The sequence below is a fragment of the Bradyrhizobium sp. 132 genome, from assembly GCF_023074185.1.
Classification (GTDB): domain Bacteria; phylum Pseudomonadota; class Alphaproteobacteria; order Rhizobiales; family Xanthobacteraceae; genus Bradyrhizobium.
The window spans coordinates 40,214-63,285 of sequence record NZ_JADPKY010000043.1 but is presented as its reverse complement, the minus strand read 5'-3'; the positions used below and the strand labels follow the sequence as shown (position 1 = coordinate 63,285).

Sequence of the window (23,072 nt, the reverse complement as noted above, 5' to 3'; positions counted from 1 at the left end):
GATCACCGTTCCGCACTATCGAGCCGGGTGTCCCGGCCTGCGTCGAAAAAGGACGCCGATCGCAGCGGATCGCCGGGATCAAGCGTCTCTGCCAGCGATCCGATCACCTGGCAGGAGCGGTCCCGCCACTTGGCAGCCCTTTGCGTTTGTCCAAGGCCCGCATAAAGCGCTGCGGTCGTGCGATAAACCCGCCAGGTGGCATGCGGCAACCTGGCATGGCGGACGATCGAAATTGCCGTCGACAAATGTTCGCCGGCGAGTTGCACATCCTGCTTCAGGATCGCAATTCTTGCCATGACCTCGTGGCACAGCGCGAGAAACGGGCGGTCGGGTGCCGCGCTCGTCACCTCATGAAACTGGCTGGCCGAACTCTGGGCGCGATCCAGATCGCCGATTGCGATCCAATAGTCGCAGCAAGTCAGCAGATAGTGGGGGATGACCAGCGACTCCATCGGTACGCGATCGACCTCCATTCGCCGCTCCATCGCATCGAGATGCTGGCGCGCCCGAGTCAGGTCGCCCATCCTGACATAAGCTCGCGCCAGCAGGTTCCTGCCAACGAAGAAGGTGAACGGATTGGCCTCGATCATCGGGCCGAGCGCATCCTCCGCACGCCGTGACGCGCTCCCATATTCCTCGGCCTCGGAATACAGCCATCCGATCGCAAGATGACACAGCGCGACGGCCTGCGGATTTGCATTTCGCTCCGAGATGGCCAATGCGGAGACGACGTTTCGTTGCGCCTGCCCCCATTCACCGTGATAAATCTGGGCAAACGCCTCGACCGTTTCATAGAGCACGAACAGATAGACGTCACCGACCAGGCGGGCGAGCTCCTTGCCCCTGGTCGTCGCATCGCAGCAGGCCGGATAATTCGCGCGCAAGAACTCCAGCACCATCTCCATCGAGCAGCGTCGCAGCCGCATGCTCAGATCCTGTTCTCCGGTGATCAGTGCTGACGCATGCTCGGCAAGGTCCGCATTCTCGCGATCCCAGCCGCGGAGCATCAGCTTCAAATTGGCAACGTTCCCCTGGACCAGAGCGCTGAACGCGGCGTCGTCGATCGCCCGGCTCTTTACAAGAGCCTGTTCCGCAACAGGCAGGCTCTGGCGTCGATCGACGTAAAGACAGAATCTGCTGAGGTCGACCAGTGCGTTCACCTCTTCGCGCACGTGTCCGTTCTCCGCCGCGTGCGCGACGACTGCGCTGAGATCCTGCAGGGAATTCAGAAAATCTCCACTGGCCCGCCAGGCCCAGGCGCGCTGAAGCAGCAACTTCAGACGTGCTGTCACCCGAAACTCCGGCGGCAAATGCGGCACCAGTTCCAAAGCACGGGACAGGTAGTTGGCGGCCTCGCGTGTGCTGAACCTTCGCGCCGAGCCCTCGGCGGCCGCGCCAAGATAATGCATCGCTTTCGGGAAATCGCGGCCCAGTTCGAAGTGGCGCGCGAGAACGGCGGCAATCTCCGCAGCCTGCGGCCCATAGCCCTGCTCGAGCCCCGCCCCGAGTAGCGCATGGGTTTTCGTGCGGCGCGCCGGCGCGAGCCGCTGGTAGAGGATCTCCTGGTAGAGCGCGTGCTGGAACGCGTAGCGACCGGAGACACCTCCGCTCGGCCACTCAGTCATGCCGGCAACGACGATAATGCGATCAGTCCGCGCCAGGTCCTCGCACATCTCCTCGACATCCAGCACGGGACGGTCCAGCGCACCGGCGATATGGAGCGCAGAAAACTCCGCTCCCGCCGCACTGGCAACCTCGAGCAGGCTGCGCTCGTCCACGGTGAGGTGATCAATTTGCTGCTTGATCATTCCTTCCAGATCGCGCGGCATGCTGTCATGCGAGGCCGCGTCTTCGCTGACCAGCCGCCAGCCCAATTCGTGCTCGACAAGCGCGCCTTGCGCCACGAGATGATCGAGGAGAGACGACACGAACAGAGGATGCCCGCCGGTTCTCGCGAAGATGCGCTCGACCAGCTCTCTGGCAAAATCGGCCGAGTTGAAGCGCAGGGAAAGATAACGTTCGACGTCGATGCCGGTTAGTCGATCGAGCGCGAGCTCGGTGGCGTGTCCGTGAATCCGCAAGTCCTGGTGAACGGCACGGATAGGATGTCCGCCGACGGCGACTTCCATCGGCCGATAGGTGGCCAGCACGAGGATAGCCGCCCTCCGATCCCGGCGCGCAAGCCGGGAGAGCACATCCACGGTGGCAACGTCGCTCCAATGCAGATCTTCCAGGATGATCACCCATGGTCGCCTGACGGCGAGATGTTCCATGAGATCGGCAAATTCGCGCAGCATGCGCTCCCGGGTTGCGCCAAAGACTTCATGCTGGAATGCGGCCCGGTCTGCTTCGCCGAGGAATCCGGGCATTTGCGCGAGCCAGGTCGGCGCGTGCTCGCGTATGGAAGTCAGCAGCGATGCTCCATCGGTTCGACGGCAGCACTCGTTCAGCGCTCCGATCAGCGGAAGAAAGGCCTCATGAGTGCCGAACAACTCGTTGCAGCTACAGTGCAGCACGCCCAGTCCCTGCTGGTTCATCCTGTCGAGCGTCATTTGCAAGAGGGTGGTTTTTCCGATCCCGGCTTCGCCGGTGATGAAGACGATCTGACGCTGTCCGGTACGAGCGAGTTGCAACGCCTTGTCCAGCGTCTCGAGTGCCCCAGTGCGGCCCACCCTCCAGTGCCGGCGTCGATCGACGACCTGCTCCGTGGCGGAAGCCGCCTCCTCTTCGGCCGGCCGCTCGATCGCAGCCAATTCGACGGTCGCGACCGGCGCAATGAAGCGATAGCCGCGCCGCGTCACCGTCTCGATGTAGTTGGGGGACTGCCTGTCGTCGCCGAGCACCGAGCGCAGCGTGTTCACGGCAACGGCGAGGCTCGACTCGCTGACGTGCAGATCGGACCAGACCGCGTCGAGCAACTCTTCCTTGGTGACGAGCGCACCGGGCCGACCGACAAGATAGCAAAGAACCTCGAACGGCTTCGGCGCCAGCGCGATCCGCTCCCCGCCTCGCCACAATAGCGCGTTGGCCCGGTCGAGGCGGAATTCACCAAAGGCAAGCGCGTCTCTACGCACGGCTCCAACCCCCGGATGCTCCCCGATCTTAAGGGAAAGCTCAGCCAAATGTAAGGGCGCGCTAAAGACCTGCGCCCTGCGCCGGCACTAGCATTGGCCTGTCCACTTCAGAGACGCCGGCAAGGCGTCGGACGGCCTTTTCATCACGCTGTCATTTCAGTCGACAGGCAGTCGATGCCTGAATTCCGGCAAGGAGTTGGCCATGAGCATTTTAAAACACCTGGCGATCTCGCCTCTCGCTTTTGCCATTCGCCATTACGACGTCAGGGTCATATTGAGCGTCACCGTCCTCAGCCGCATCTTTCTCGTCGCCATCTATCTTGCGTGCGGCGGCCCGGGCCTGTCCGAGCCCGATCTCACCAACACCATCGCGCTGCCATGACCTCGGGACCGCTCGAATGGTGCATCGAGATCGCGATCATCGTCGCGATCTGCATCGGGATTGTCGCGGGCGGGCATGGCCGGCTCGTAGTGCCGCATCACCGGGTTCAACGCGCGCAAGCCGATCGGACCGCTTGCGTACAGCGGCCCTCAAACCTCTTCAGCATCGTCGCGCTGCAGCGAGGCGCTCCGCCCGTTTGATCGATCACCAATATCCGCGATGATAGGCCCGGTACGGCCGGTAGTAGCCGTAGCGCGGACCGTAATATGGACGATAGGCGCGATAGCCGTAGTAGCGTGGACGCGCGTAGTAGCCGCCATAACCGTAACCCGGACCATATGCGTAACGCGATCCGTAGCCGCCGCCATAATAGACGGGCGCATAACCGTAGCCCGGCCCCGGATATCCATAGCCGCCCCCATAGTATGGGCCGCCGCCATAGCCATAGCCATAAGGCGCGCTGCTGGCGATTGCGCTGCCGATGATCGCGCCGGCCGCGAGGCCGCCAATACCCCATCCAAAACCTCGGCCGCGCCAGTACACCTGCGTAACATCATCGCCGACCGCGGCCTTCATGGTCGCGACATTGGTCGGCAGCGGAGCTGCTGCCGCCTGCTCGACCTGGCCGGCCATCACCGCACCCGCCAGCGAACAGGCAATTGTCATTTTCCAGATACTCATCGCCTCACTCCCTGTTTGACGTTTCGCTCGGAAGAGGATCGCGGTCGCATGATCGGGCATCCTTGCGCCAAGTCAAAGGCTCAAAAGTCGCGCCTCCGATTGCGTGCACCGCACAAGATGGGATGCCTCAATTGTCATCAGACCGGAGGCCGCAGACCCGGCAAAGCATTAAGCTTCCCGCGCATTCGCAACCAACAACCACCTTCCCGATTGACTATTCGTGCCGTTACTATCGGTTCCGAAGTGCGCGGCCGGGAGGCTTCTGGCGAGCGCCAGAGTTGTGGGAGGATGACATGAGTGCCGCGAGACCCGAGCCGCTTGCCCGTCAGGCCCTGGCGTTCGTCCTGGCCGGCGGACGCGGCAGCCGGCTCCTAGAGCTGACCGACCGGCGCGCCAAGCCTGCGGTCTATTTCGGCGGAAAATCCCGCATCATCGATTTCGCGCTGTCGAACGCCGTGAACTCGGGCATCCGCCGCATCGCAGTCGCCACCCAGTACAAGGCACACAGCCTGATCCGGCACCTTCAGATGGGTTGGAACTTCTTCCGTCCCGAGCGCAACGAGAGCTTCGACATTCTCCCGGCCAGCCAGCGCGTCTCCGAGCACATGTGGTATGTCGGCACGGCGGATGCGGTCTACCAGAACATCGACATCATCGAATCCCACGCCTGCCGCTTCATCGTGGTTCTCGCCGGCGACCATGTCTATAAAATGGATTACGAGGTGATGCTGCGCCAGCATGTCGAGAGCGGCGCCGACGTCACCGTCGGCTGCCTCGAAATGCCGCGGGCGGAATCCTCCGGCTTCGGCATCATGCATATCGACGAGAATGGCTGGATCAAGTCGTTCCTGGAAAAGCCGAAAGATCCGCCGCCGATGCCGGGGAAGCCGGACGTCTCGCTCGCCAGCATGGGCATCTACGTGTTCGACGCGAAGCTCCTGTTCGAGGAGCTCAAGCGCGACGCCGAGGATCCGAACTCCAACCACGATTTCGGCAAGGACATCATCCCCTACCTCGTCAAGAACGGCCGCGCCATGGCGCACCAGTACTCGACCTCCTGCGTCCGCTCCGGCAGCGACCCCCGCGCCTATTGGCGCGATGTCGGCACGGTCGACGCCTATTGGGCCGCCAATATCGACCTCACCGACGTGGTACCCGAGCTCGATTTGTTCGACAGCGCCTGGCCGATCTGGTCCTATTCGGAGATCACGCCACCGGCAAAGTTCGTCCACGACGAGGAGAGCCGACGCGGCCAGGCCGTGAGTTCGCTGGTCTCGGGCGGCTGCATCATTTCCGGCGCCTCGCTGCGACGCTCGCTGCTGTTCACCGGCGTACGCGTCAACTCCTACGCCAATGTCGAGAACGCCGTGATCATGCCCTACGTCAATGTCGGCCGCGGCGCGCGCTTGAAGAACGTCGTGATCGACCGCGGCGTCGAGATCCCGGAAGGACTCGTCGTCGGCGAGGATCCCGAGTTGGACGCGAGGCGCTTCCGCACCACCGAACAGGGCATTTCGCTCATCACCCAGTCGATGCTGGACAGGCTCAATACATGACGCCTGTTCGCGTCCTCGCGGTCGCCTCTGAAGTCTATCCCATCGTCAAGACCGGCGGCCTCGCGGACGTCGCGGGCGCGCTGCCGCTCGCGCTGAAAGCTCACGGCGTCGAGATGCGCACGCTGATGCCGGGCTATCCGGACGTGACGCGGATGCTCGGGGGAGCCGACGAGATCCGGCGCTGGCCGGATTATTTCGGTGGCCCCGGGCGCCTGCTCGCGGGCTCGCATGACGGGCTCGATCTGTTCGTGCTCGACGTGCCGCATCTCTACGCGCGGCCGGGCAATCCCTACGTCACCGCCGAGGGCGTCGACTGGCCGGACAATGGCGTGCGCTTCGCGGCGCTGTCGCGCATCGCCGCCGATATCGGCCACGGTCTCGTTCCCGCCTTCGTGCCCGACGTCGTGCACGCCCATGATTGGCAGGCCGGGCTCGCGCCGGCCTATCTGCACTATGACGGCCGACCGCGGCCCGGCACCGTGATGACCATCCACAACATGGCCTATCAGGGCAAGTTCGCTCCCGAGCTGATCGGTTCGATTGGCCTGCCCTGGCACGCCCTCGGCATCGACGACCTCGAATATTTCGGCGGCATCAGTTTTTTGAAGGCAGGCCTGCAATTCGCCGATCGCGTCACCACGGTCTCGCCGACCTATGCGCGGGAGATCCAGAGCGACGAGGGCGGCATGGGGTTCGGCGGCTTGCTTCGCTCCCGTGCGAACGTTCTGAGCGGCATTCTCAACGGCATCGACATCGATGTGTGGAATCCGCAGACCGATCCGCACATCGCCTACCGCTTCGGCGCAGAGGATCTCACCTTCCGGGCCGCGAACAAGGCGGTGCTTCAGCAGCAATTCAATCTCGATTCCTCGGACGAGACGCCATTGCTCGGCGTCATCAGCCGCCTGTCGTGGCAGAAGGGGCTCGATCTCCTGCTCGAGGCCATTCCGACCATCCTGAGCGAAGGCATGCAGCTCGCGCTGCTCGGAAGCGGCGACCGCGATCTCCAGGAACGCTATCAGGCCGCCGCACGCGCGAACCCGGGCCGGATCGGGGTCGTGATCGGCTACGACGAGATCATGGCGCATCTGATCCAGGCCGGCTCGGACGCGCTCATCGTTCCGTCACGCTTCGAGCCGTGCGGCCTGACCCAGCTCTGTGCGCTACGCTATGGCGCCGTGCCCATCGTCTCGCGCGTCGGAGGCCTCGAGGATACCATCGTCGATATCGGCGAGGCCGATAAATCGGGCCATGATGCCACCGGCTTCAAATTCGGCCCCGTGACCGCGGATGCCCTCGCCGGCACGCTGCGCAAGGCAAACACCACCTTCCACGACAAGCTGACCTGGCGCCGTCTGCAACTGGGCGGCCTCGCGACCGACGTGTCCTGGCGCAACCGTGCCGGCGACTATGCCGCGCTTTATCGCGGGCTGATGGCGTCCCGCCGCGCCTGAGGCCTGATCGTCCACGAATCCATGCTATAGAGCCGGCATGGAACCCCTTACGATCAAGCTGATCGGCTTTGCCGCCGCCACCTGCACCACCGTCGCCTACGCGCCGCAGGTCATCAAGGTCTGGAAGACCCGCTCGGCGCGCGACATTTCGCTCGGCATGTTTCTCATCATGGTGCTGGGCCTCGCGCTCTGGCTCGTCTACGGCCTGCTCTCCGGCGACGCGCCGCTGGTCGCTGCCAACGCCATCACCATGCTGCTCGCCGGCGGCATCTTGTTCATGAAGCTGAAATACGGGTGAGGCTAGCGCGATGCCAGGGTGGATTAGCGAAGCGCAATCCGCCCTACGAGTTCACCCGAACACATACGACGCCATCGCAACGTTAGCGACCTCGTCGACGAAGACGCGCTTGCCCGCGTCGCTGCCGGCGGCGCCGGCGGCCACCATCAGCGGCAGCAGATGATCTTCACGCGGATGCGCGAGACGCGCACTCGGCGCGTTCTCCCAGTCAACCAGCATCGCGTTGCGGCGCGCCGAGTCCGGACTGCCGATCGCCTCGTTCAGATAGGCCTCGAAATCATACGAGACCGGCTTCGACTCCGCCCGGCCAAACCCGCGCATGTTGTGATAGGTGAGCCCGCTGCCGACGATCAGAATGCCTTCATCCCGGAGCGAGGTGATCGCCTGCCCCACCCTGATGTGCTCGGCCGCGTCATAGCTCGATCTCAGCGACAGCAGCACGATCGGCATGTCGGCATTCGGATACATCAGGCCAAGCGGCACGAAGGTGCCGTGATCGAAACCCTGATTGGGATCCTCGCGGCAATCGAGGCCGGCGCGCGCAAGCAGCGCCTTCACTTCCGCCGCGAGTTCAGGCTTGCCCGGTGCCGGATATTTGAGGTGATAGGTGTGCTCGGGAAAGCCGTGATAGTCGTACACCATCGGCGGATGCGCCGAGGTGGTCACCGTGAAGGTCTCGGCCTCCCAATGGCCGGTGATGACGAGCACGGCCTTCGGGCTTGCCGGCAATAGCTGCGGTAGCCGGCCGAACGCCTCGGCAGTCTTCGCATATTGCACCCGCCTGTCCTCCATGAACGGCCAGGGACCGCCGCCATGCGACAGGAAGAGGGTCGGAAATCGCGTCATGGATGCGGGCTCGTCTCGTTGACAGCATGCGCGTGTAACAGCCGCGCGATCGGCGGCGAGCATAGGCAAACCCGTATGGTTAGCAAGGCGTTAACGATTTGCCGCCCAAAATCCGGGCGTGGCCGAAGGAGTCGGCCAGAAGACCAAGGACGTGAGATGAAGAAGTTTGCGCTGGGGGACGTCGTCAACAGTGACAAGGGCCGCCGCGGTGTGGTTCGCGCCGCCTACAGGTCGAGGGAAGGCCAGCAATTCTACGCCGTCGAGAGGGATGGCGCGATGGATTATCTGGAGGAAGACCGGCTGAGCCCGGCGCCGCGCGTCGAGCTCGCGGCTTAAGTCCAACTCATCTAACGCTCGAGCCGGTCCAGGCGCTCCGACCAGGGGTCGCCTCCGCTCGCGAGGCGATCATTCGTGATCAGCAGCAGGCGATCGCTGCCTGCCGCAGCGTCCCATCGCGGCAGGTCCGCACCGTTCGGATCGCCGCTCTTGGCGAAGTTGATCCAGTAGGCGCGCATGCGGCTTGCGACCTCGCGATCACCGCGTGACAAGATGCCCGCACCCGGCATGCCTTCTGCGCCGAAGATGAACTGCAATTCCCGCCCGTGACCGCCCTCGGGGTTGGCGCGCCGTGCCTCCGGCACATAGGCGAAGCGATAGCGGAAGGTCGGCGCGCCGCTTGCGGCATGCAGCCGCGCCAGCAGCCGCACCGGCTCCGAGAAGGCCTTGTCGGTGTAGAACCTTGCCGCGCGGTCCGAAGGTTTGGCGAGGTCGGGATAGAGCTTGCGCAGTTCGTCGCTGGTGATGCCTGAGGATGCCAGCTCCTCCCGGATATCGAGTTCGCTGTCGAAACCCGTCTCGTCATCGTTCGAACCGATGATCATGGGAATGCGGGCTTCACGTCCGGCCGCGAAGCCTGCGGCGATCTCCTCGCTCACCAGACGTCCGTCGATCGTCGGCGCAAAACTGCGCGGCGATTTTTCGAGCAGATGTTTTTCGGCGGCAATCAGGCGTCGCGGTTCGGCTGCGCGCAAATCAGCCTGTTGACCAAGCGCCGCGACGAATTGCCGGCCCGCAATCTCGGCCTCTTTCGCCGAGCGCAGCCGCGCACGGCCAGGGACCGATTGCAGAATGGCTTTCTGAAAGAGCGCGCGCGATTGCGCACACAGCATCAAGAGCGCGATCGAGGTCGCGCCTGCGCCGCTGCCAAACAAGGTGACGTTGTTCGGATCGCCACCGAAGGCCGCGATGTTGTCGTGCACCCAATGCAATGCGGCGATCTGGTCCATCAGGCCGTAATTGCCGGAGCCGCCTTCCGACAGCGCAGGCTCGGTGAGCCAGCCAAGCGCGCCGAGGCGAAAATTCACGGTCACCACGATGAGGCCGGCCTGCGCCAGCCTGCCGCCGTCGAACAGCGGATCGTTCGCGGTGCCGCGGACGAAAGCGCCGCCGTGGATGAATAGCATCACCGGCAGCGGGCCATCGACCCCGAACGGACGGAACACGTTCAGCGTGAGGCAATCCTCGCTCGCGCCCGGCAGCGACGACTGAAGGCATGGCGCGCCGTACTTGTAGGCCGTGCGCATCTCCGAACTCTCGGCCGTTGCCTGCGGCGGACGCCAGCGCAGCGGCCCGATTGGCGCGGCCGCATAGGCCAGCCCCTTGAACGACGCCACCTCGCCTTCGACGGCGCCAAGCATCTGTCCTTCGCGCGTCAGCGCGAACGGAAATTGGCCGACCGGCTGGGCCACGGCCGAGCCGTTGCAACAGAGGATGACAGAAGCCGCAAAAAGCGCGAACACGGACCGCATCTTCGGAGCATCTCGATGCGCGGAAGGGTTCGGTCAGGTTATGTCCGTCGTCCATAGTGAGGCAAGCGCCGCGGCCGCACCTAGCTCCCTTTGGCGATAAGCTCCGCCAGTGCGTGCCGTGCGATGATGCCGAGCTCACCGAGCGTGGAGTGGCCGGACTGCGCCGCCTCGATCAGGCGCTGGGCGATGAACCTGCGGCTGTCGTGATCGCCGCCATGCGGCAGTTGACGGCACGTCTCCTCCAGGACGACGTCCATATTCGCTCTGGTTCGCTCACTCAACTCTGTCATGACGCCCTGGATATGCGTGGCTTGTAGCCGCAAGCATACACAGACGGATCATCCATGATTAGCCCGGGTAATCACGGCCATTGTGCATCGCGATGCGTGCATTGAAGCAAGGTTCGCGCGGCCATGATGACGCCGCAAACAGCTACCGAAGATTGCACTTGCTCTGATGACAAGCCGAGCCTGCGGCGATAGCCTGCCGGCAAAACAAAACATACGGGAGGAAATACCATGCCTGACGCAATGGTTGCTGCACGTGCCTCTGACGCGGGTCGCGGAACCAGTCAGCAGGTCGATGTTGCCGTGGTAGGGGCCGGATTTGCCGGCCTCTATCTTCTCCATCGGCTGCGCAAGGCCGGCCTCACGGCGGTCGCCCTCGAAGAAGCCGGCGATGTCGGCGGCACCTGGTACTGGAACCGTTATCCCGGGGCGCGCTGCGATATCCAGACCATCGATTACAGCTATACGTTCGATCCGGAACTCGACAAGGCCTGGACCTGGTCGGAAAAATACGCGGCCCAGCCCGAGATCCTGCGCTATCTCGGCTTCGTCGCCGACCGCTACGATCTCAGGCGCGGCATCCGCTTCAAGACCAAGGTGACCGAAGCCAAATGGGACGAAGCGACCGAACGCTGGCAGCTCACCACCGACAATGGCGCACCGGTCTCCTGCCGCCATTACATCATGGCCACCGGCTGCCTTTCCGCGCCAAAGCCGCCCGAGATCGACGGCGTCAAGGATTTTGGCGGCGAGGTTTATTTCACCGGACGCTGGCCGCATGACGGCGTCAATCTTGCCGGCAAGCGCGTCGCCGTGATCGGCACGGGCTCATCGGCCATCCAGTCGATCCCGCTGATCGCCGAGCAGGCCGCGCATCTGACCGTATTCCAGCGCACGCCGAATTTCGCGCTGCCGGCGGGTAACGGTCCGGCGCCGGAAGATCGCAAGACCTTCTTCGAAAGCGACCGCGCCGCATATCGCGATCAAGCACGCTTGTCGATGACGGGCGTGCCGTATCCGCAGCAGACGGTGGTGAGTTGGCAGTTGAGCGATGCCGAGCGTCGCGAGCGCTTCGAACGCGCCTGGGCCGCCGGCGACCTCGTCCACATCCTGACCCAGCTCTGGGCCGACCAGGGCGTGGATGTCGATGGCAATGCGCTGATCGGCGAGCTGATCCGCGAGAAGATCGGCGCTGCCGTGAAGGATCCGGAGACGGCGGCGGCACTGATGCCCCACGATCATCCCTTCGGCGCAAAACGCCCCTGCCTCGACACCAACTACTACGCGACCTACAACCGGCCGAACGTAACGCTGGTCAATCTGCGCCAGGAGCCGATCAAGGCGATCACCGCAAGCGGCATCACGACGGCCAAGCGCAGCGTCGACGTCGATGTCATCGTGTTCGCGACCGGCTTCGACGCCATGACCGGCGCGATCCGCGCCGTGCATCCGATCACCGGACGTGGCGGCAAATCGCTCACCGATGTCTGGGCACAGGGACCGCAGTCCTATCTCGGGCTCACCGTCGAGGGCTTCCCGAACTTCTTCATGATCACCGGCCCCGGCAGCCCGTCGGTGCTGTCGAACATGGCGGTGTCGATCGAGCAGCATGTGGACTGGGTTGTCGACCGGCTCAAGGCATTGCGCGACGCCGGCTTCACCACGATCGAGCCGACCGAGACGGCGCAGGCCGGCTGGGGCCGGCACATGGCCGACTGCTCGATGGTGACGCTGCACCGGCTCGCCAACACCTGGTACACGGGCGCCAACGTGCCCGGCAAGGCGCAGGGCCTGATGCCCTATACCGGCGGCGTCGGCCCCTATCGCAGCATCTGCGACGAGGTCACGAGCCGCGGCATGCTCGGTTTCGAGCTGACCGGCCCCAACGTTGCCGCGCAATGCAATGACGGCGAAGTGGTGCGCCTGCAGCCGGATGTGCGGCTGGTGCTGAACCTGTTGGCGTCGCTGAATCTGCCGCAGATCGAGTCGATGGGCGCGATCGGTGCCCGCGCCTTCGTCGACGAGTTCAACAAGGGCCGGCCTGCGGGACGGCCAATCGGCGACATCGTCGACGGCACCCTGCCCGGCACCGACGGCCCGCTGTCGTACCGCGTGTACCGGCCGGCGACGCCGGGGCCGCATCCGGTCGTGGTCTATTTCCACGGCGGCGGCTGGGTGCTCGGCGACCAGCAGTCGGACGATCCGTTCTGCCGCGACATGGTGCGGCGGACCGGCATGATGCTCGTCAGCGTCGGCTATCGTCATGCGCCCGAGCATCGTTTCCCGGCCGCAGCCGAAGACGGCTATGCAGCGACGCGCTGGATCGCCGAGCACGCCGCCGAGCTCGGCGGCAAGCCGGGCCCGGTGCTGGTCGCAGGCTGGAGCGCCGGCGGCAACATCGCCGCCGTCACTTGTCAGCTCGCACGCGATCGCGGCGGCCCGGAGATCGCCGGCCAGCTCCTGATCTGCCCGGTCACCGACTGCACCTTCGATCGTCCCTCCTATAACGACAATGCGACCGGCTATTTCCTGACCCGCTCGCTGATGTACTGGTTCTGGGATCTCTACTGTTCGCCAGCCGACCGCACCGATCCGCGCGTCTCGCCGCTCCGCGGCAAGGTTGCGGGCCTGCCGCCGGCCTTCGTCGTTACCTGCGAATTCGATCCCCTGCGCGACGAGGGCATCGCCTACGCCGAGGCAATGGCGGCCGCCGGCGTCCCGGTCGAGCAACTTAGGGCGCGCGGTCATTTCCACTCGTCCTTCGCCATGGTGGACGTGGTGATCACCGGGGTCTCCGGCCGGGTGCAGATGGCCGAGGCGTTGCGGCGCTTCGCCGGGCTTCCGCCAAAGGTCGGTCGCGGCGACGAGATCAGCCACGGTCACGCCAGCCCGGAGCCCAGAATCGCGGCGGCCGCGAGCTGACAGCGACAAAGCGGCCGGGAACTTTTTCCCGGCCGCTGCGTTTTGTGGGGCGGCACCCGTGTAATGGAGTGCGTGTTGCGTGAGGTGGGGCGATGGGCGACGTGGTTGCGGATTCAAAGGTTGATTTTGGCGCGGCTGCGGCCCTGTATAAATGGCCTTCGCTTGCGAACCAGCGCCGGCCGGACCGGGATTCCTATCAGGTGAGCCAAGGCACTCTGGACGAATGCATCTCGGCTTTCATGGAGAAGCCGGCGACGACCAGGCATCTCTATGAAATTCACACGGCGGCGCAGCCGTCGCTGGTCACGGATATCCTCTCGCCCGAGCACGTCACCGAGCTATCGCGGCTCAGGGAATATCTCTGATTGCCTGCAGGCGCCGAAGCTGCACGCACACGACAAGCTTCTCACAAAGCAGGAACCTTCTTCCGGTTTTTCCCGTTAGTGGTGATCGGAAGCGAAGGTGTGAGTGCTTCACATGCTTGAAGCCGGCGTGCCAGCCCAGGTCGTGCCCTATGGCGCAGATCAGACCTTGTTCGTGGTGATCGATCGCCTCGACAAGGCGACTGAAATCCGCATCGAGCGAAGCGATCTCGACGCCACCATCGGCGAGCTCGTCGCCGGCTGCTTCAACGATCCCATCCAGGTCATCTCGTTCAACACGCTCGAGCACTGGATGAAAGACATCTCGACCGACGTCGCCGGTGAGATTCGGGCGCGCTGCGACATCGATGGCGTGAGGCTGCCCGACTATCTCAGTGACTTCGTCGAAAGCTATAGCTGAGCGCGCGTTACTTCGATTGCTCAGACGGGGAAGCGAGGCGTATGCGTTCAGCGCATGGATGATAAGAATCAGGCGCGCCGGTACTTGCCGGCGATGACCTCAATCTCGCGGCGGCGTTCGCCCGCGAAGCTCAGCAGCTTTTCGATCGTCACTGTATCCGTGATCCGTTTGGCGAGCCGCTCGGCGCGTGTGGCCTGATCTTCGAGATACTGGATCGTGTTCAAACGCCGCCCCCCAAGAGCCCCGATTTGGAGTCCGGAATTGTTTGGATGTCGATCGTGCGTCGGAGGCGGCTAACAGCCGGTTAAGCACAGCGTCGGAAATCGATGAGAATCGCGCTTTATTGCACGACGTCGAGCCGGACATTGGTGACGCCCTTGTCGACCATGCCGAGCGCCTCAGCCGCAGAGGGAGAGATGTCGACCACGCGTCCGCGAACATAAGGCCCGCGATCGTTGATCCTGACGGTCACGAAGCGACCAGAGGAGACATCGGTGACGCGCAGCTTCGTGCCGAACGGCAGGGAGGGATGGGCCGCGGTCAATTCGTTCTTGTCGAACCTCTCGCCGCTCGCGGTCTCTGTATCCGAATAGAAGCTGGCAACGCCATGCGAGGCGGTTTGCTTTGCGTCTCCGTCGGGGACGCGCACCCGGCTGATCGGCCGTGGATGCAGTGCCGCCACCCTGTGCGGGCGCTCGACCGTGGCCTGCCGGCTGGTGCCCGCCAGATCGGCCTTCTGGCGGCCGACCGGCGATTGCGCACACGCCGCAAGCGACGCCGCACCGGCGATGGCGAGCAGCAACCGGCACGAGGTTGCCAGCGAAATCCGGGTATTTTCGGCACGTGCAAAGCGAGACATGATGCGCCCTCCGAACGGCCCGAGTTTCGGCGGGCAATGAGGGCAGAACCTTGTCGGAACAAAAGCGGGTCGGAGGCCGCAGCCGTTTCGTGTTTAGCTGTGACGATTCCACCACACTGGCTTGTCCTGAATCGAGACAGGCTCGTGGGATAAGTCCGATACAACGTGCCAGACGATGCGCGTTGCCGGCTGAACCTCGGCAGGCTTGGTGTCACCCTTCAGGAGCCGCGCGAACTCGCGCCGATAGAGCCACTGCCAGCCTGTCTTGAGGCTGGCGAGAAAGTCGAGCTCCCGCGGTGTCAGTGTGCACATCTCGAACCCGATCCGGCTGCAAAGCCGCGCTATCAGCCGACGAGGCCGCCCATCGGTCTGACATCGGCGCTGCCGGGGAAGACCGCATCGGCCAGCACCTTTTCCTCGACGCGCAGATGATCCCTCAGCAGGCCCTTCAACACCGCGCGCAAATCCGTGGTCGGCTTGAGATCGCGATCCTCGAAGAGTTGCGCCGGCTTCAGGCCAGGCCAGTCCGCGATCACGCGGCCGCCGGCAAGCGCACCGCCGATCAGGAAAGCGACCGTGCCGGTGCCGTGATCCGTACCCTGCGTCCCGTTGATGCGCGCGGTGCGCCCGAACTCGGTGACGACGGCGACCACCGTCTCTCGCCAGGCCTCGCCCATGTTGCTCTCGATCGCAGCGAATGCGCCGTCGAGCGCGCCGAGCAGATTGTAGAGCTGGCCCGCGGCCGCGCCTTCGGCGATGTGCGTGTCCCAGCCGACGAAGCCCATGGCGCCGACACGCGGACCATCGGGCTTTGCGAGATAGCGCGCGGCGGTGCCGGCGGCTTCGGCAAAATAGGCGCGCACGCGCGCGATGCCGGGCGCCAGCGTCGGATCGTCGGACATCGGATCGCCCGTGCCCGGTGCGCCGCCGAGCGAGGCGAGCTTCATGCGGGCCTGGAGCACGGTCGCAAGCTTCGGATCGGTGTGCCGGTAGAGATCGAGCAGGCGGTTCTGCGTGTCCTCGCTCGCCGGCAGCAATTTCTGCGGCACCCATGTCATGACAGGCGCCGAGCCGCGCACCACCAGCGGCGTCACCGAGCCAATGCCGAGTGCGCGGCTGCCGCGCGGGTCGACACGCCCGCCCGATTCCAGCGCGAGCAGCGCGCGGTTGAGCCATCCCGAGTTGGTCATGCCGGGCTTGACGAGCCCGCTTTCCAGCACGTCCTGGCCGTCGAAATGCGAGCGCTCGCGATAGGGCGTCGCGGTGGCGTGGACGATCGCAGCCTTGCCGGTCTTGTAGAGCCGATGCAGGTTCGGCATCGCCGGATTGAGCGCGAAGAAGGCATCGAGCGGCAGCGCCGGCGTCTTGCCGTCCAGCACCAGCGCGCGATCGCCGCGCAAGGAGATCCAGTCGGAATCGCCGACCGGCGCGACCGCACCGAGACCATCGAGCGCACCGCGCAGCACGATGACCAGCAGGCGCGGATCGCGCCCTTCGGCGCGCGCAATCCGCGGCATTTGGCTCCATGCGAACAGCGCACCGGAACCGACGAGAAGCTCGCGCCGCGTGGGCAAATGATTGACGAAGCCCATACTCACCTCCTCAGAAAATCCGCCGACATGAACAGCAGCGCCAGCGCCTGCTGCCGACTCTCGGCACGCCCGACCGCCTGCTTCACCTCGGGCGCGATCTCGGACGCGAAGACATCCTTGATGATGGCTTGCGGATCCGCAGTGGCCGCCACGCGCTCGGCAAAATTATTGGCGATGTCGAGCCTTCGGCCAACGCCGTCGATCCAGCTTGCCTCGTCATCCGGATAGCCCTTGGGCGCCGACGGGCGCCACAGCCCCTCGCCGAGCAGGTCTTGGCCGCCGGTGAAGCGCGTGGGATCGACTTCCCTGATGCCGGTTGCGCGCACCATGCCGACGACCCATTCGCCGGGACGCTTGAGTTTTGACGGCGGCCCGCGCCACGCTTCGTCTGACGAGACCAGCGCGATCGCGACCTGCTTGAGATCGCCCTCGGTGTCGCGAAAGGTTTTTGCCATCTGCGCGACGAGCGCCGGCGGCGGTTCGTCTGCCACGAAATGGCGCGCGAGTTTTGTCGCGACGTGGGTCGCGGTTGCCGGATGCGCGGCGAGGTCGCGCAGCACGGCGCGGCCCTGCTCGGCATCCTCCTGCTCGTAGCGCTTGCCGAGCACGGTCTGTCCGCCGGGCTCGTGCAGCCGCGGATTGAAGATGAACTCGCCACCGTGCTCGGGATTGTCTCCGGGCGGAACAAGCGTCCATCCCGTCAGCACATTGGCGAAGCCGATGACGTCGTTCTGGCTGTAGCCGGTACGCACGCCGAGCGTATGCAGCTCCATGATTTCGCGCGCGATGTTCTCGTTCAGGCCACGGCTGCGGTTGATGCCGGCAATCGAGTTCGCGCCCATCGAGCCGAGATTGTCGAGATAGAACAGCATCGCCGGATGGCCCTCGACGGCCTGAAGCAGATCGACGAAGTGACCGAGCGCATTGGCGCGAACGGCCTCGCGCTCGTAAGCACCCGACATGCTCTGGATCTTGTAGGCCGAGACGCAGAAATGATTGGACCAGAACCACACCAGCCTCTCGGCGAAGCCGATGTCGGCGCCGAGCGCGGCTTCGGTCCGCAGCTTGGCTTCCTGCAAATACATGGGACGTCCGGGATCGGGAACGGCTTCGGCCGCCTGCTTGGCTGCCATCTCAGCCCCGTCCTTCTCCTGACCCTGCGCTGGCCCTTGCGTCTGCGTTTGCTCTTCCGACATGACCGGCGCCGACGCCGTCTGCTGCTTCTTCGCCTGCTGCTGGGCCTGCTTGGCGCGGGCCGTTCGCCGCGCATTGGCGTCGGCCACGGTGCGATAGGCTTTCGCACTGGAGGGCAGGCTGGCGGCTGCGGTGAGCACAAGCGGGCGATCGAGTTCGGCGATCAGCGCGCCGCGCGGGTCACTGCCGAGAGCGGCGATTGATCCCGGCCGCGGCCCCATCCCGAAGCGATGAAGCGCCAGCACAGCTTCGGCCCTTGCAGAATTGCTCATGGCGAATGCCCACTTCTTCGAGCCTGCCCGACAACGCGCCGCTACGAATTGTAATGCTACATAACGTAGCATTCGATGCATAAGCTCGCAAGCGGAGATTGAGACGTCGCCTCAAGACGTCGGAGGCCTCCGGTCCGGCAGACCGGCAGCGGTCCTAGAAATTCGGCCCAAGCGCGATCTTGGTGATCGTGCCGTTCCTGACACCGATCCGCCATTCCGCCGAGCCGTTGGCGAACTGGGCGATGTAGATGTCGCTGTCGAGCGCGGTGACGCCGCGGAACGAGACCGCACGCAGCGCGCCAAGCTTCGCCAGGATCGCCTGGTCGAACGGAAGCTGCTGGCGCGTGACGTCGGCGACTTCCGACGTCATGTGCTCGTAGTCCGGCTGTCCCTTGCCGACGCCCTGGATGTAGCGGCGCAGCATCTCCTCGCCATTGGCGATCGGAACGGCACGGCGCGCGGCGCGTCCCGGCTTTGCGCCGATGTTCGAAGCCTCGACATTGTGGAAGCGCGTCTGCCGGCCCGGCATCAGGACCTCGAGGCACCGCCCCGACTTGTCGGCGATCACCCAGGGATTGTTCACGGTGGTCGTGGCAGCCCAGCTCATGTTGGGCCTGACCACGCTTTGCGTCTTGCGATTGCCGTCGGCACCGAGATTGAAGACCTGGATGTCGTCGCCCATCTCGTTGTAGACCAGAATTCTGATCGGCGAGGTGCCGGCACGACCGCGCACATTCGCCTCCTCCGAGCAAGGCACGATGCCGCCGAGTTCGTCATTGCCGTCGGCCCGGAAGATGACATCGCCGGCCTTGCCATCGGGTTCGAGCAACAGGCGGAATTCGGCCGTGCCGTTCTCGAACTTCGCGCCATAGATGTCGTAGCCGCCGGGCCCGACGCCGCGGAAGAAAATCGACTCCAGCCCGCCGAGCGCGACCAACGTCGCGTGCATTTCACTGAGCTGCCGGTGGACCTTGGCCGCTAGCGGCGCGCTCATGCGATCGTAGTTCGGTGTGCCGCCGCGCAGATCTTCGATCCCACGCAAGATCATTTCCTTGCCGCCGGTGGCTGGAACCTGCTCCCTGAATCGGTCAGGCACTTCGGCGAGGCGGCGAGCGAAGTCCGCTTCGACGGCCTGAGCCACCCCCCGCATCGACGCGGGCTGCCAGGCGGGCGCCGAAAACCGCACTCTGCACCAGCACGCGCGAGACCTTTGACTGCTCGTCGCGCAGGAAGATCAGGAGATGGTCGCCGCGGAAGGAGAACGCATCGGTGCCCTCGGCAAGGACTTGCGTCGTGCCCTGCCCGGTTTCGTTCAGCCAGAGACGATCCCCGTCGCGGCGCACGGTGAGCACGCGGTTCGGCGCGACCCTGTACCAGCCGACATATTGATCGAGCGATGCGGGATCGGCCGCCGCCGTCGGCATCTCGGCGACGCGAACCGCGCGTATGTCGCGGCCGTTCATGCGCAGCATCAGTTCGGCCGAACGACGCTCGGCATCGAGCGGGAACGTGATCTCGCCGGACGAGGCCGCGTAGGACGCGGTACCGTCGCTCCCGACCGTCAGGCGCAATTTGCGCCGCCCGGTGAGCTGGCCGTAAAGCTCGTCACCTTCGCGGAAGATCGCGAACACCGAAGCTGGGGCCATGGCATAGAAATTGACGAAGGGTCGGTAATGCTGGGCCGGCACCTCGCCGGCATCCGCGGCGAGGGGCGCCGAGTCCGGCGTGCGATAGGCGATCATGCCGGCGGATACGATCACGGCCGGTCCGATCGCGGCCGCAATCCAAAGCCGCTTGCGCCAGCCGACTGGGACGGGCATCGCGGCGGCCGCGATAATGCGCTCGACGCGGGCACGCACGGTCGAGGCCCGCGCCATCGCAAGCTCGGCCGGTCGCGGTCTTACGGTGCTTGCAAAATCAAGCAGGATTTCCGCATAGGACAGCCGGTCGTCGATCACCTCGATCGCCTCGGCGTCGCTGATGATCTCGGCGAGTTCGGCGAGGTGCGCGAGCTGCCACCACGAGAACGGGCTGAACCAGAACACCGCTCGGTTGAGGGAAGCGAGCAAGAGAACGTAGAAATCGCGGTTGGCGACGTGCGCGCTCTCATGCGCGAGCACCGCGAGCCGCTTCTTCGCGTCCCAGCCGAAAAATTGCGGCGGCACCAGAATGGTCGAGCCGAAGGTCACGGGACCACCGACGTCGCAGCTGACGCGCACATCAGCGTCGATCATCTGCGGGCCCTTCATCGGCTTCGCCACGCGCGCCAGACGCCAGGTCAGGCAAAGGCCGATAGCGAGCCGCAGCAGCAACAGGCCGGCGACGCCGGCATAGACAATAGTGGCGACCAGCCACCAGTCGATCGAGAACCCGGTCTTGGCCGGTGGAACAATCGCCGGACCGGGCGCGACCGGGAGTGTCGGCTGCGGCATCTCCAGCGTCGACATGTCGGCCGGCAGAAAATCATCCGGCATGGATACCGGCAAGGGCAGCCGGGTAATCGTGAGCGTCGGCCAATGCATCACGAAGGGCATCGCAAGCGACGCCAGCAGCACGACGACCCAAGCCGTCATGTGGACGTGCGGATTGCGCACCCGAAAAAGATTGAGGCCGAACCAGACGACGCCTCCCAGCATAAGGGAGCGCAGCGCCGCCTCCGCCAGAGTTGCGATCATTCTTTCTTCACTCCCCTCGCCTTCTTCGCCTTGGCCACCTGATCGGCCAGCGTGCGCAATTGCTGCTGGTCGAGCATCGCGTTGTCGACCATGCCGACGAGAACCTCCTCGATCGAGCCGTTGCAGAACCAATCGACGATGCGCTGCACCGCCTTGGCTGCAACCCGCGAGCGTTCTTCAGCCGCGTGGTAGACATAGGTCCGTCCGTCCACGGTGTGCCGAGCATAGCCTTTTTCTTCCAGCCGGCGCAGCACCGTGCGGACCGTGGATTCCTTCAGACGCCGCGATAGCCGCTCGCGCACGATTTCGGCCGTAACAGGACCATGGGCCCAAACCAGTTGCATGACCTCGTGCTCGAGGTCGCCCAGATCGGGCAAACGATCGTCCATGGGCATCTGACCTTGCTTCGAATTTTCTTGTAGCGCTACAGATCGTCGCATATACGGCCGCGCCGCGCAACGGCGTTTCCACCTGAAATGGTGTCGCGTGCTGACCTAACGAGGCGCGTTGCGACCCGCGGGGGCGGTGCGCTCCCTCTCCCGCTTGCGGGAGAGGGTTGGGGTGAGGGTGTCTCCGCAGTGGGACTTCCCAAGAGGATAGAGCCCTCACCCGGCGCAAGCGCGCCGACCTCTCCCGCAAGCGGGAGAGGTGACCGGGCCAGCCGCCAGATCGAGTCAATCAAAAGTCATCACGCTCAGTACTTCGGCTCGTACATCTGCGACTGGACCAGGCCTTTCACGTCGTTCGGCGCGGGTCCGTCCGCGAGCCCGCGCTGAAAAGCGACGTCGGCGACGGCGGCGGCGATGCGAACCGAGACCTCGCGGATGCGCGGCAGCGCCGGGTAGAGGCTGCCCTGCGCAAGATCGTCCTTGCCGACGCAATTGGCGAGCGTATGGGCGGCGGCCATGAACATCTCGTCCGTCACCAGCCGTGAACGGCTGGCGATGACGCCGAGGCCGACGCCCGGGAAGATGTAGGAGTTGTTGCCCTGGCGCGGCACGAAGGTGCGGCCGTCGAGCTTGACCGGGTCATACGGGCTGCCGCAGGCAAACAGCGCGCGGCCCGCGGTGTAGCGGTAGGCATCTTCCGCAGAACATTCGGCTTTCGAGGTCGGGTTGGAGAGCGCAAACACGATCGGCTGCTCGTTGAGCTCGGCCATTGCCTTCAGTACATCGGGTGTGAAGGCGCCGCCGACCGCGGCAACGCCGATGATCGCCGTCGGCTTCAGCGTCTTGATCGCGGTAAGGAAGTCGGCGATCGGCGCCTGATCGGCATGGGCATAACGGAGCTTGTGACCCGAGAGGCCTTCGCGGCTGCTAACGACAAGACCGCGCGAATCCACCAGCCAGTTGCGGCGGAGCGCTTCCGCCTCCGAGGCGCCCTCGGCCTTCATGGCGGAGACCACGAGGTCGGCGATGCCGGTCGCAGCCTCGCCTGCGCCAAGGAACAGGATGCGCTGATCCCTGAGCTTGCCGCCGTTGATGCGCAAGGCCGAGAAAAGGCCGGCGAGCGCCACCGCTGCGGTGCCCTGGATGTCGTCGTTGAAGACGCAGGCGTCATCCCGATATTTGTGCAGCAGCTTGAACGCCGAGTGATTGGCGAAATCCTCGAACTGGATCAGCACGCCGGGGAAGGTCTTTCGCGCGGCGACCATGAATTCGTCGACGAAGCTGTCATAAGCCTCGCCGGTGAGCCGCCGCTCGCGCAGGCCGAGGTAATAGGGATCGTTCAGGAGCTCTTCGTTGTTGGTGCCGACATCGAGCACGATCGGCAGGCACAGTTCGGGATGCACGCCGGCGCAGGCCGAATAGAGCGAGAGTTTTCCGACCGGAATGCCCATGCCGTTCGCGCCGAGATCGCCGAGGCCCAGGATGCGCTCGCCGTCGGTGACGACGATCAGCTTGGCTCGGTAAGGCCAGTTCTTCAGGATTTCGCCGATCTGGCCCCGATCGCGCGAGGATATGAACATGCCCCGTGGCCGCTGGAAGATCAGGCCGTATTTCTGGCAGGCGAGCCCCACCGTCGGCGTGTAGATGATGGGCTGGATCTCGTCGATATTGTCGACGACGACGCGGAAGAAAAGCGCCTCGTTGCGGTCGTGCAGCGCATTCAGCGCGACGTATTTCTCGAGATCGGTCGGCAGCGTGCGCAGATTGGTGAGCACGCGCTCGACCTGGGTCTCCATCGTCAGCACGCAAGGCGGCAGCAGGCCGCGCAAGCCGAGCGCGTCGCGGTCCTGCGCCGTGAAGGCGGTGCCCTTGTTGAGCAAGGGATCGCGCAGCAGCGTCATGCCGTGCGCGGTGTCGGATGACGTCGAATGGGCGCTGACCCGAGCAGGTCTATTCACGAATTCCCCCAGGGAGTTTCTTGTTGAGCCGCAATCATTGTC

General features: G+C 64.7%; 22 protein-coding genes. 8 read left to right on the top strand and 14 right to left on the bottom strand.

Features of this window, described 5'->3' with window-relative positions:
• Nucleotides 1–2: 2 nt before the first annotated feature.
• Nucleotides 3–3,074: an AAA family ATPase gene (locus IVA74_RS08105; RefSeq protein ID WP_247341448.1), complete on the bottom strand. Its 3,072-nt coding sequence runs from the start codon at nucleotides 3,072–3,074 to the stop codon at nucleotides 3–5.
• A gap of 202 nt (nucleotides 3,075–3,276) precedes the next feature.
• Here IVA74_RS08105 and IVA74_RS08100 point away from each other — a divergent pair, with 202 nt between their 5' ends.
• Nucleotides 3,277–3,456: a hypothetical protein gene (locus tag IVA74_RS08100; protein ID WP_247341446.1), complete on the top strand. Its 180-nt coding sequence runs from the start codon at nucleotides 3,277–3,279 to the stop codon at nucleotides 3,454–3,456.
• 204 nt (nucleotides 3,457–3,660) lie between these two features.
• Here the strand turns inward: IVA74_RS08100 and IVA74_RS08095 are convergent, their stop codons facing one another.
• The gene (locus IVA74_RS08095; RefSeq protein ID WP_247341444.1) at nucleotides 3,661–4,137 is read right to left on the bottom strand and encodes a hypothetical protein; all 477 of its coding nucleotides are present in this window, start codon (nucleotides 4,135–4,137) and stop codon (nucleotides 3,661–3,663) included.
• A gap of 293 nt (nucleotides 4,138–4,430) precedes the next feature.
• Here IVA74_RS08095 and glgC point away from each other — a divergent pair, with 293 nt between their 5' ends.
• From glgC to IVA74_RS08080, 3 genes are read left to right on the top strand one after another with little or no spacing between them, the layout of a single operon-like run.
• Nucleotides 4,431–5,693, top strand: coding sequence for a glucose-1-phosphate adenylyltransferase (gene glgC / locus IVA74_RS08090; protein ID WP_247341442.1), 1,263 nt, complete (start codon nucleotides 4,431–4,433; stop codon nucleotides 5,691–5,693).
• Nucleotides 5,690–7,147, top strand: a complete 1,458-nt coding sequence (gene glgA / locus IVA74_RS08085) for a glycogen synthase GlgA (protein WP_247341440.1) — start codon at nucleotides 5,690–5,692, stop codon at nucleotides 7,145–7,147. Before glgC ends, glgA begins: the two co-directional genes overlap by 4 nt.
• 37 nt (nucleotides 7,148–7,184) lie before the next feature.
• Nucleotides 7,185–7,445: a SemiSWEET transporter gene (locus IVA74_RS08080; protein WP_247341438.1), complete on the top strand. Its 261-nt coding sequence runs from the start codon at nucleotides 7,185–7,187 to the stop codon at nucleotides 7,443–7,445.
• Nucleotides 7,446–7,496: 51 nt separating this feature from the next.
• On the opposite strand, the gene IVA74_RS08075 is transcribed toward IVA74_RS08080, so the two are convergent.
• Nucleotides 7,497–8,291 (bottom strand): class III extradiol ring-cleavage dioxygenase, encoded by a 795-nt coding sequence (locus IVA74_RS08075; RefSeq protein ID WP_247341435.1) that lies wholly within the window; start codon nucleotides 8,289–8,291, stop codon nucleotides 7,497–7,499.
• Nucleotides 8,292–8,447: 156 nt separating this feature from the next.
• Here IVA74_RS08075 and IVA74_RS08070 point away from each other — a divergent pair, with 156 nt between their 5' ends.
• Entirely contained in the window at nucleotides 8,448–8,627 is a 180-nt protein-coding gene (locus IVA74_RS08070) for a hypothetical protein (RefSeq protein WP_247329577.1), read from the top strand.
• 11 nt (nucleotides 8,628–8,638) lie between these two features.
• Here the strand turns inward: IVA74_RS08070 and IVA74_RS08065 are convergent, their stop codons facing one another.
• Nucleotides 8,639–10,099, bottom strand: coding sequence for a carboxylesterase family protein (locus IVA74_RS08065; protein ID WP_247341432.1), 1,461 nt, complete (start codon nucleotides 10,097–10,099; stop codon nucleotides 8,639–8,641).
• 80 nt (nucleotides 10,100–10,179) lie between these two features.
• Nucleotides 10,180–10,356, bottom strand: coding sequence for a hypothetical protein (locus IVA74_RS08060; RefSeq protein ID WP_247341430.1), 177 nt, complete (start codon nucleotides 10,354–10,356; stop codon nucleotides 10,180–10,182).
• A 261-nt stretch (nucleotides 10,357–10,617) separates the two neighbouring features.
• On the opposite strand from IVA74_RS08060, the gene IVA74_RS08055 reads away from it, so the two are divergent.
• The 3 genes from IVA74_RS08055 (at nucleotide 10,618) to IVA74_RS08045 (ending at nucleotide 14,091) form a co-directional block, all read left to right on the top strand.
• Nucleotides 10,618–13,308, top strand: a complete 2,691-nt coding sequence (locus tag IVA74_RS08055) for an alpha/beta hydrolase fold domain-containing protein (RefSeq protein WP_247341428.1) — start codon at nucleotides 10,618–10,620, stop codon at nucleotides 13,306–13,308.
• A 92-nt stretch (nucleotides 13,309–13,400) separates the two neighbouring features.
• The gene (locus IVA74_RS41100) at nucleotides 13,401–13,673 is read left to right on the top strand and encodes a hypothetical protein (protein WP_247442320.1); all 273 of its coding nucleotides are present in this window, start codon (nucleotides 13,401–13,403) and stop codon (nucleotides 13,671–13,673) included.
• A gap of 112 nt (nucleotides 13,674–13,785) precedes the next feature.
• Nucleotides 13,786–14,091 (top strand): hypothetical protein, encoded by a 306-nt coding sequence (locus IVA74_RS08045; RefSeq protein ID WP_247341423.1) that lies wholly within the window; start codon nucleotides 13,786–13,788, stop codon nucleotides 14,089–14,091.
• Between the two features lie 68 nt (nucleotides 14,092–14,159).
• Here IVA74_RS08045 and IVA74_RS08040 read toward each other — a convergent pair whose 3' ends face one another.
• The 9 genes from IVA74_RS08040 to IVA74_RS08000 form a co-directional block, all read right to left on the bottom strand.
• On the bottom strand, nucleotides 14,160–14,315 hold the full coding sequence (locus tag IVA74_RS08040; RefSeq protein WP_247341420.1) for a hypothetical protein: 156 nt from the start codon (nucleotides 14,313–14,315) through the stop codon (nucleotides 14,160–14,162).
• Between the two features lie 116 nt (nucleotides 14,316–14,431).
• Entirely contained in the window at nucleotides 14,432–14,950 is a 519-nt protein-coding gene (locus tag IVA74_RS08035; RefSeq protein WP_247341418.1) for a septal ring lytic transglycosylase RlpA family protein, read from the bottom strand.
• A 93-nt stretch (nucleotides 14,951–15,043) separates the two neighbouring features.
• Entirely contained in the window at nucleotides 15,044–15,262 is a 219-nt protein-coding gene (locus IVA74_RS08030; RefSeq protein WP_247341416.1) for a hypothetical protein, read from the bottom strand.
• A gap of 32 nt (nucleotides 15,263–15,294) precedes the next feature.
• A complete protein-coding gene (locus IVA74_RS08025) occupies nucleotides 15,295–16,542 on the bottom strand; it encodes a DUF1501 domain-containing protein (RefSeq protein ID WP_247341413.1) in 1,248 nt (415 codons plus the stop codon).
• 2 nt (nucleotides 16,543–16,544) lie between these two features.
• The gene (locus tag IVA74_RS08020) at nucleotides 16,545–18,008 is read right to left on the bottom strand and encodes a DUF1800 family protein (RefSeq protein ID WP_247341411.1); all 1,464 of its coding nucleotides are present in this window, start codon (nucleotides 18,006–18,008) and stop codon (nucleotides 16,545–16,547) included.
• Nucleotides 18,009–18,162: 154 nt separating this feature from the next.
• Nucleotides 18,163–19,050 carry a hypothetical protein gene (locus tag IVA74_RS08015; RefSeq protein WP_247341409.1) on the bottom strand — a complete coding sequence of 296 codons (888 nt, stop codon included), beginning with the start codon at nucleotides 19,048–19,050 and terminating at the stop codon, nucleotides 18,163–18,165.
• 46 nt (nucleotides 19,051–19,096) lie between these two features.
• The gene (locus tag IVA74_RS08010; protein ID WP_247341407.1) at nucleotides 19,097–20,683 is read right to left on the bottom strand and encodes a M56 family metallopeptidase; all 1,587 of its coding nucleotides are present in this window, start codon (nucleotides 20,681–20,683) and stop codon (nucleotides 19,097–19,099) included.
• Nucleotides 20,680–21,072, bottom strand: coding sequence for a BlaI/MecI/CopY family transcriptional regulator (locus IVA74_RS08005; RefSeq protein WP_247341405.1), 393 nt, complete (start codon nucleotides 21,070–21,072; stop codon nucleotides 20,680–20,682). Before IVA74_RS08005 ends, IVA74_RS08010 begins: the two co-directional genes overlap by 4 nt.
• Nucleotides 21,073–21,377: 305 nt before the next feature.
• The gene (locus IVA74_RS08000) at nucleotides 21,378–23,030 is read right to left on the bottom strand and encodes an NAD-dependent malic enzyme (protein ID WP_346730922.1); all 1,653 of its coding nucleotides are present in this window, start codon (nucleotides 23,028–23,030) and stop codon (nucleotides 21,378–21,380) included.
• Nucleotides 23,031–23,072: the final 42 nt, after the last annotated feature.

What these genes read in the sequence shown, in the direction of transcription:
- IVA74_RS08100 (WP_247341446.1), top strand. Translation starts at nt 3,277, where the DNA reads ATGAGCATTTTAAAACACCTGGCGATCTCGCCTCTCGCTTTTGCCATT.
- IVA74_RS08095 (WP_247341444.1), bottom strand. Translation starts at nt 4,137, where the DNA reads ATGAGTATCTGGAAAATGACAATTGCCTGTTCGCTGGCGGGTGCGGTG.
- glgC (WP_247341442.1), top strand. Translation starts at nt 4,431, where the DNA reads ATGAGTGCCGCGAGACCCGAGCCGCTTGCCCGTCAGGCCCTGGCGTTC.
- glgA (WP_247341440.1), top strand. Translation starts at nt 5,690, where the DNA reads ATGACGCCTGTTCGCGTCCTCGCGGTCGCCTCTGAAGTCTATCCCATC.
- IVA74_RS08080 (WP_247341438.1), top strand. Translation starts at nt 7,185, where the DNA reads ATGGAACCCCTTACGATCAAGCTGATCGGCTTTGCCGCCGCCACCTGC.
- IVA74_RS08075 (WP_247341435.1), bottom strand. Translation starts at nt 8,291, where the DNA reads ATGACGCGATTTCCGACCCTCTTCCTGTCGCATGGCGGCGGTCCCTGG.
- IVA74_RS08070 (WP_247329577.1), top strand. Translation starts at nt 8,448, where the DNA reads ATGAAGAAGTTTGCGCTGGGGGACGTCGTCAACAGTGACAAGGGCCGC.
- IVA74_RS08065 (WP_247341432.1), bottom strand. Translation starts at nt 10,099, where the DNA reads ATGCGGTCCGTGTTCGCGCTTTTTGCGGCTTCTGTCATCCTCTGTTGC.
- IVA74_RS08060 (WP_247341430.1), bottom strand. Translation starts at nt 10,356, where the DNA reads ATGGACGTCGTCCTGGAGGAGACGTGCCGTCAACTGCCGCATGGCGGC.
- IVA74_RS08055 (WP_247341428.1), top strand. Translation starts at nt 10,618, where the DNA reads ATGCCTGACGCAATGGTTGCTGCACGTGCCTCTGACGCGGGTCGCGGA.
- IVA74_RS41100 (WP_247442320.1), top strand. Translation starts at nt 13,401, where the DNA reads ATGGGCGACGTGGTTGCGGATTCAAAGGTTGATTTTGGCGCGGCTGCG.
- IVA74_RS08045 (WP_247341423.1), top strand. Translation starts at nt 13,786, where the DNA reads ATGCTTGAAGCCGGCGTGCCAGCCCAGGTCGTGCCCTATGGCGCAGAT.
- IVA74_RS08035 (WP_247341418.1), bottom strand. Translation starts at nt 14,950, where the DNA reads ATGTCTCGCTTTGCACGTGCCGAAAATACCCGGATTTCGCTGGCAACC.
- IVA74_RS08030 (WP_247341416.1), bottom strand. Translation starts at nt 15,262, where the DNA reads ATGTGCACACTGACACCGCGGGAGCTCGACTTTCTCGCCAGCCTCAAG.
- IVA74_RS08025 (WP_247341413.1), bottom strand. Translation starts at nt 16,542, where the DNA reads ATGGGCTTCGTCAATCATTTGCCCACGCGGCGCGAGCTTCTCGTCGGT.
- IVA74_RS08020 (WP_247341411.1), bottom strand. Translation starts at nt 18,008, where the DNA reads ATGAGCAATTCTGCAAGGGCCGAAGCTGTGCTGGCGCTTCATCGCTTC.
- IVA74_RS08010 (WP_247341407.1), bottom strand. Translation starts at nt 20,683, where the DNA reads ATGATCGCAACTCTGGCGGAGGCGGCGCTGCGCTCCCTTATGCTGGGA.
- IVA74_RS08005 (WP_247341405.1), bottom strand. Translation starts at nt 21,072, where the DNA reads ATGGACGATCGTTTGCCCGATCTGGGCGACCTCGAGCACGAGGTCATG.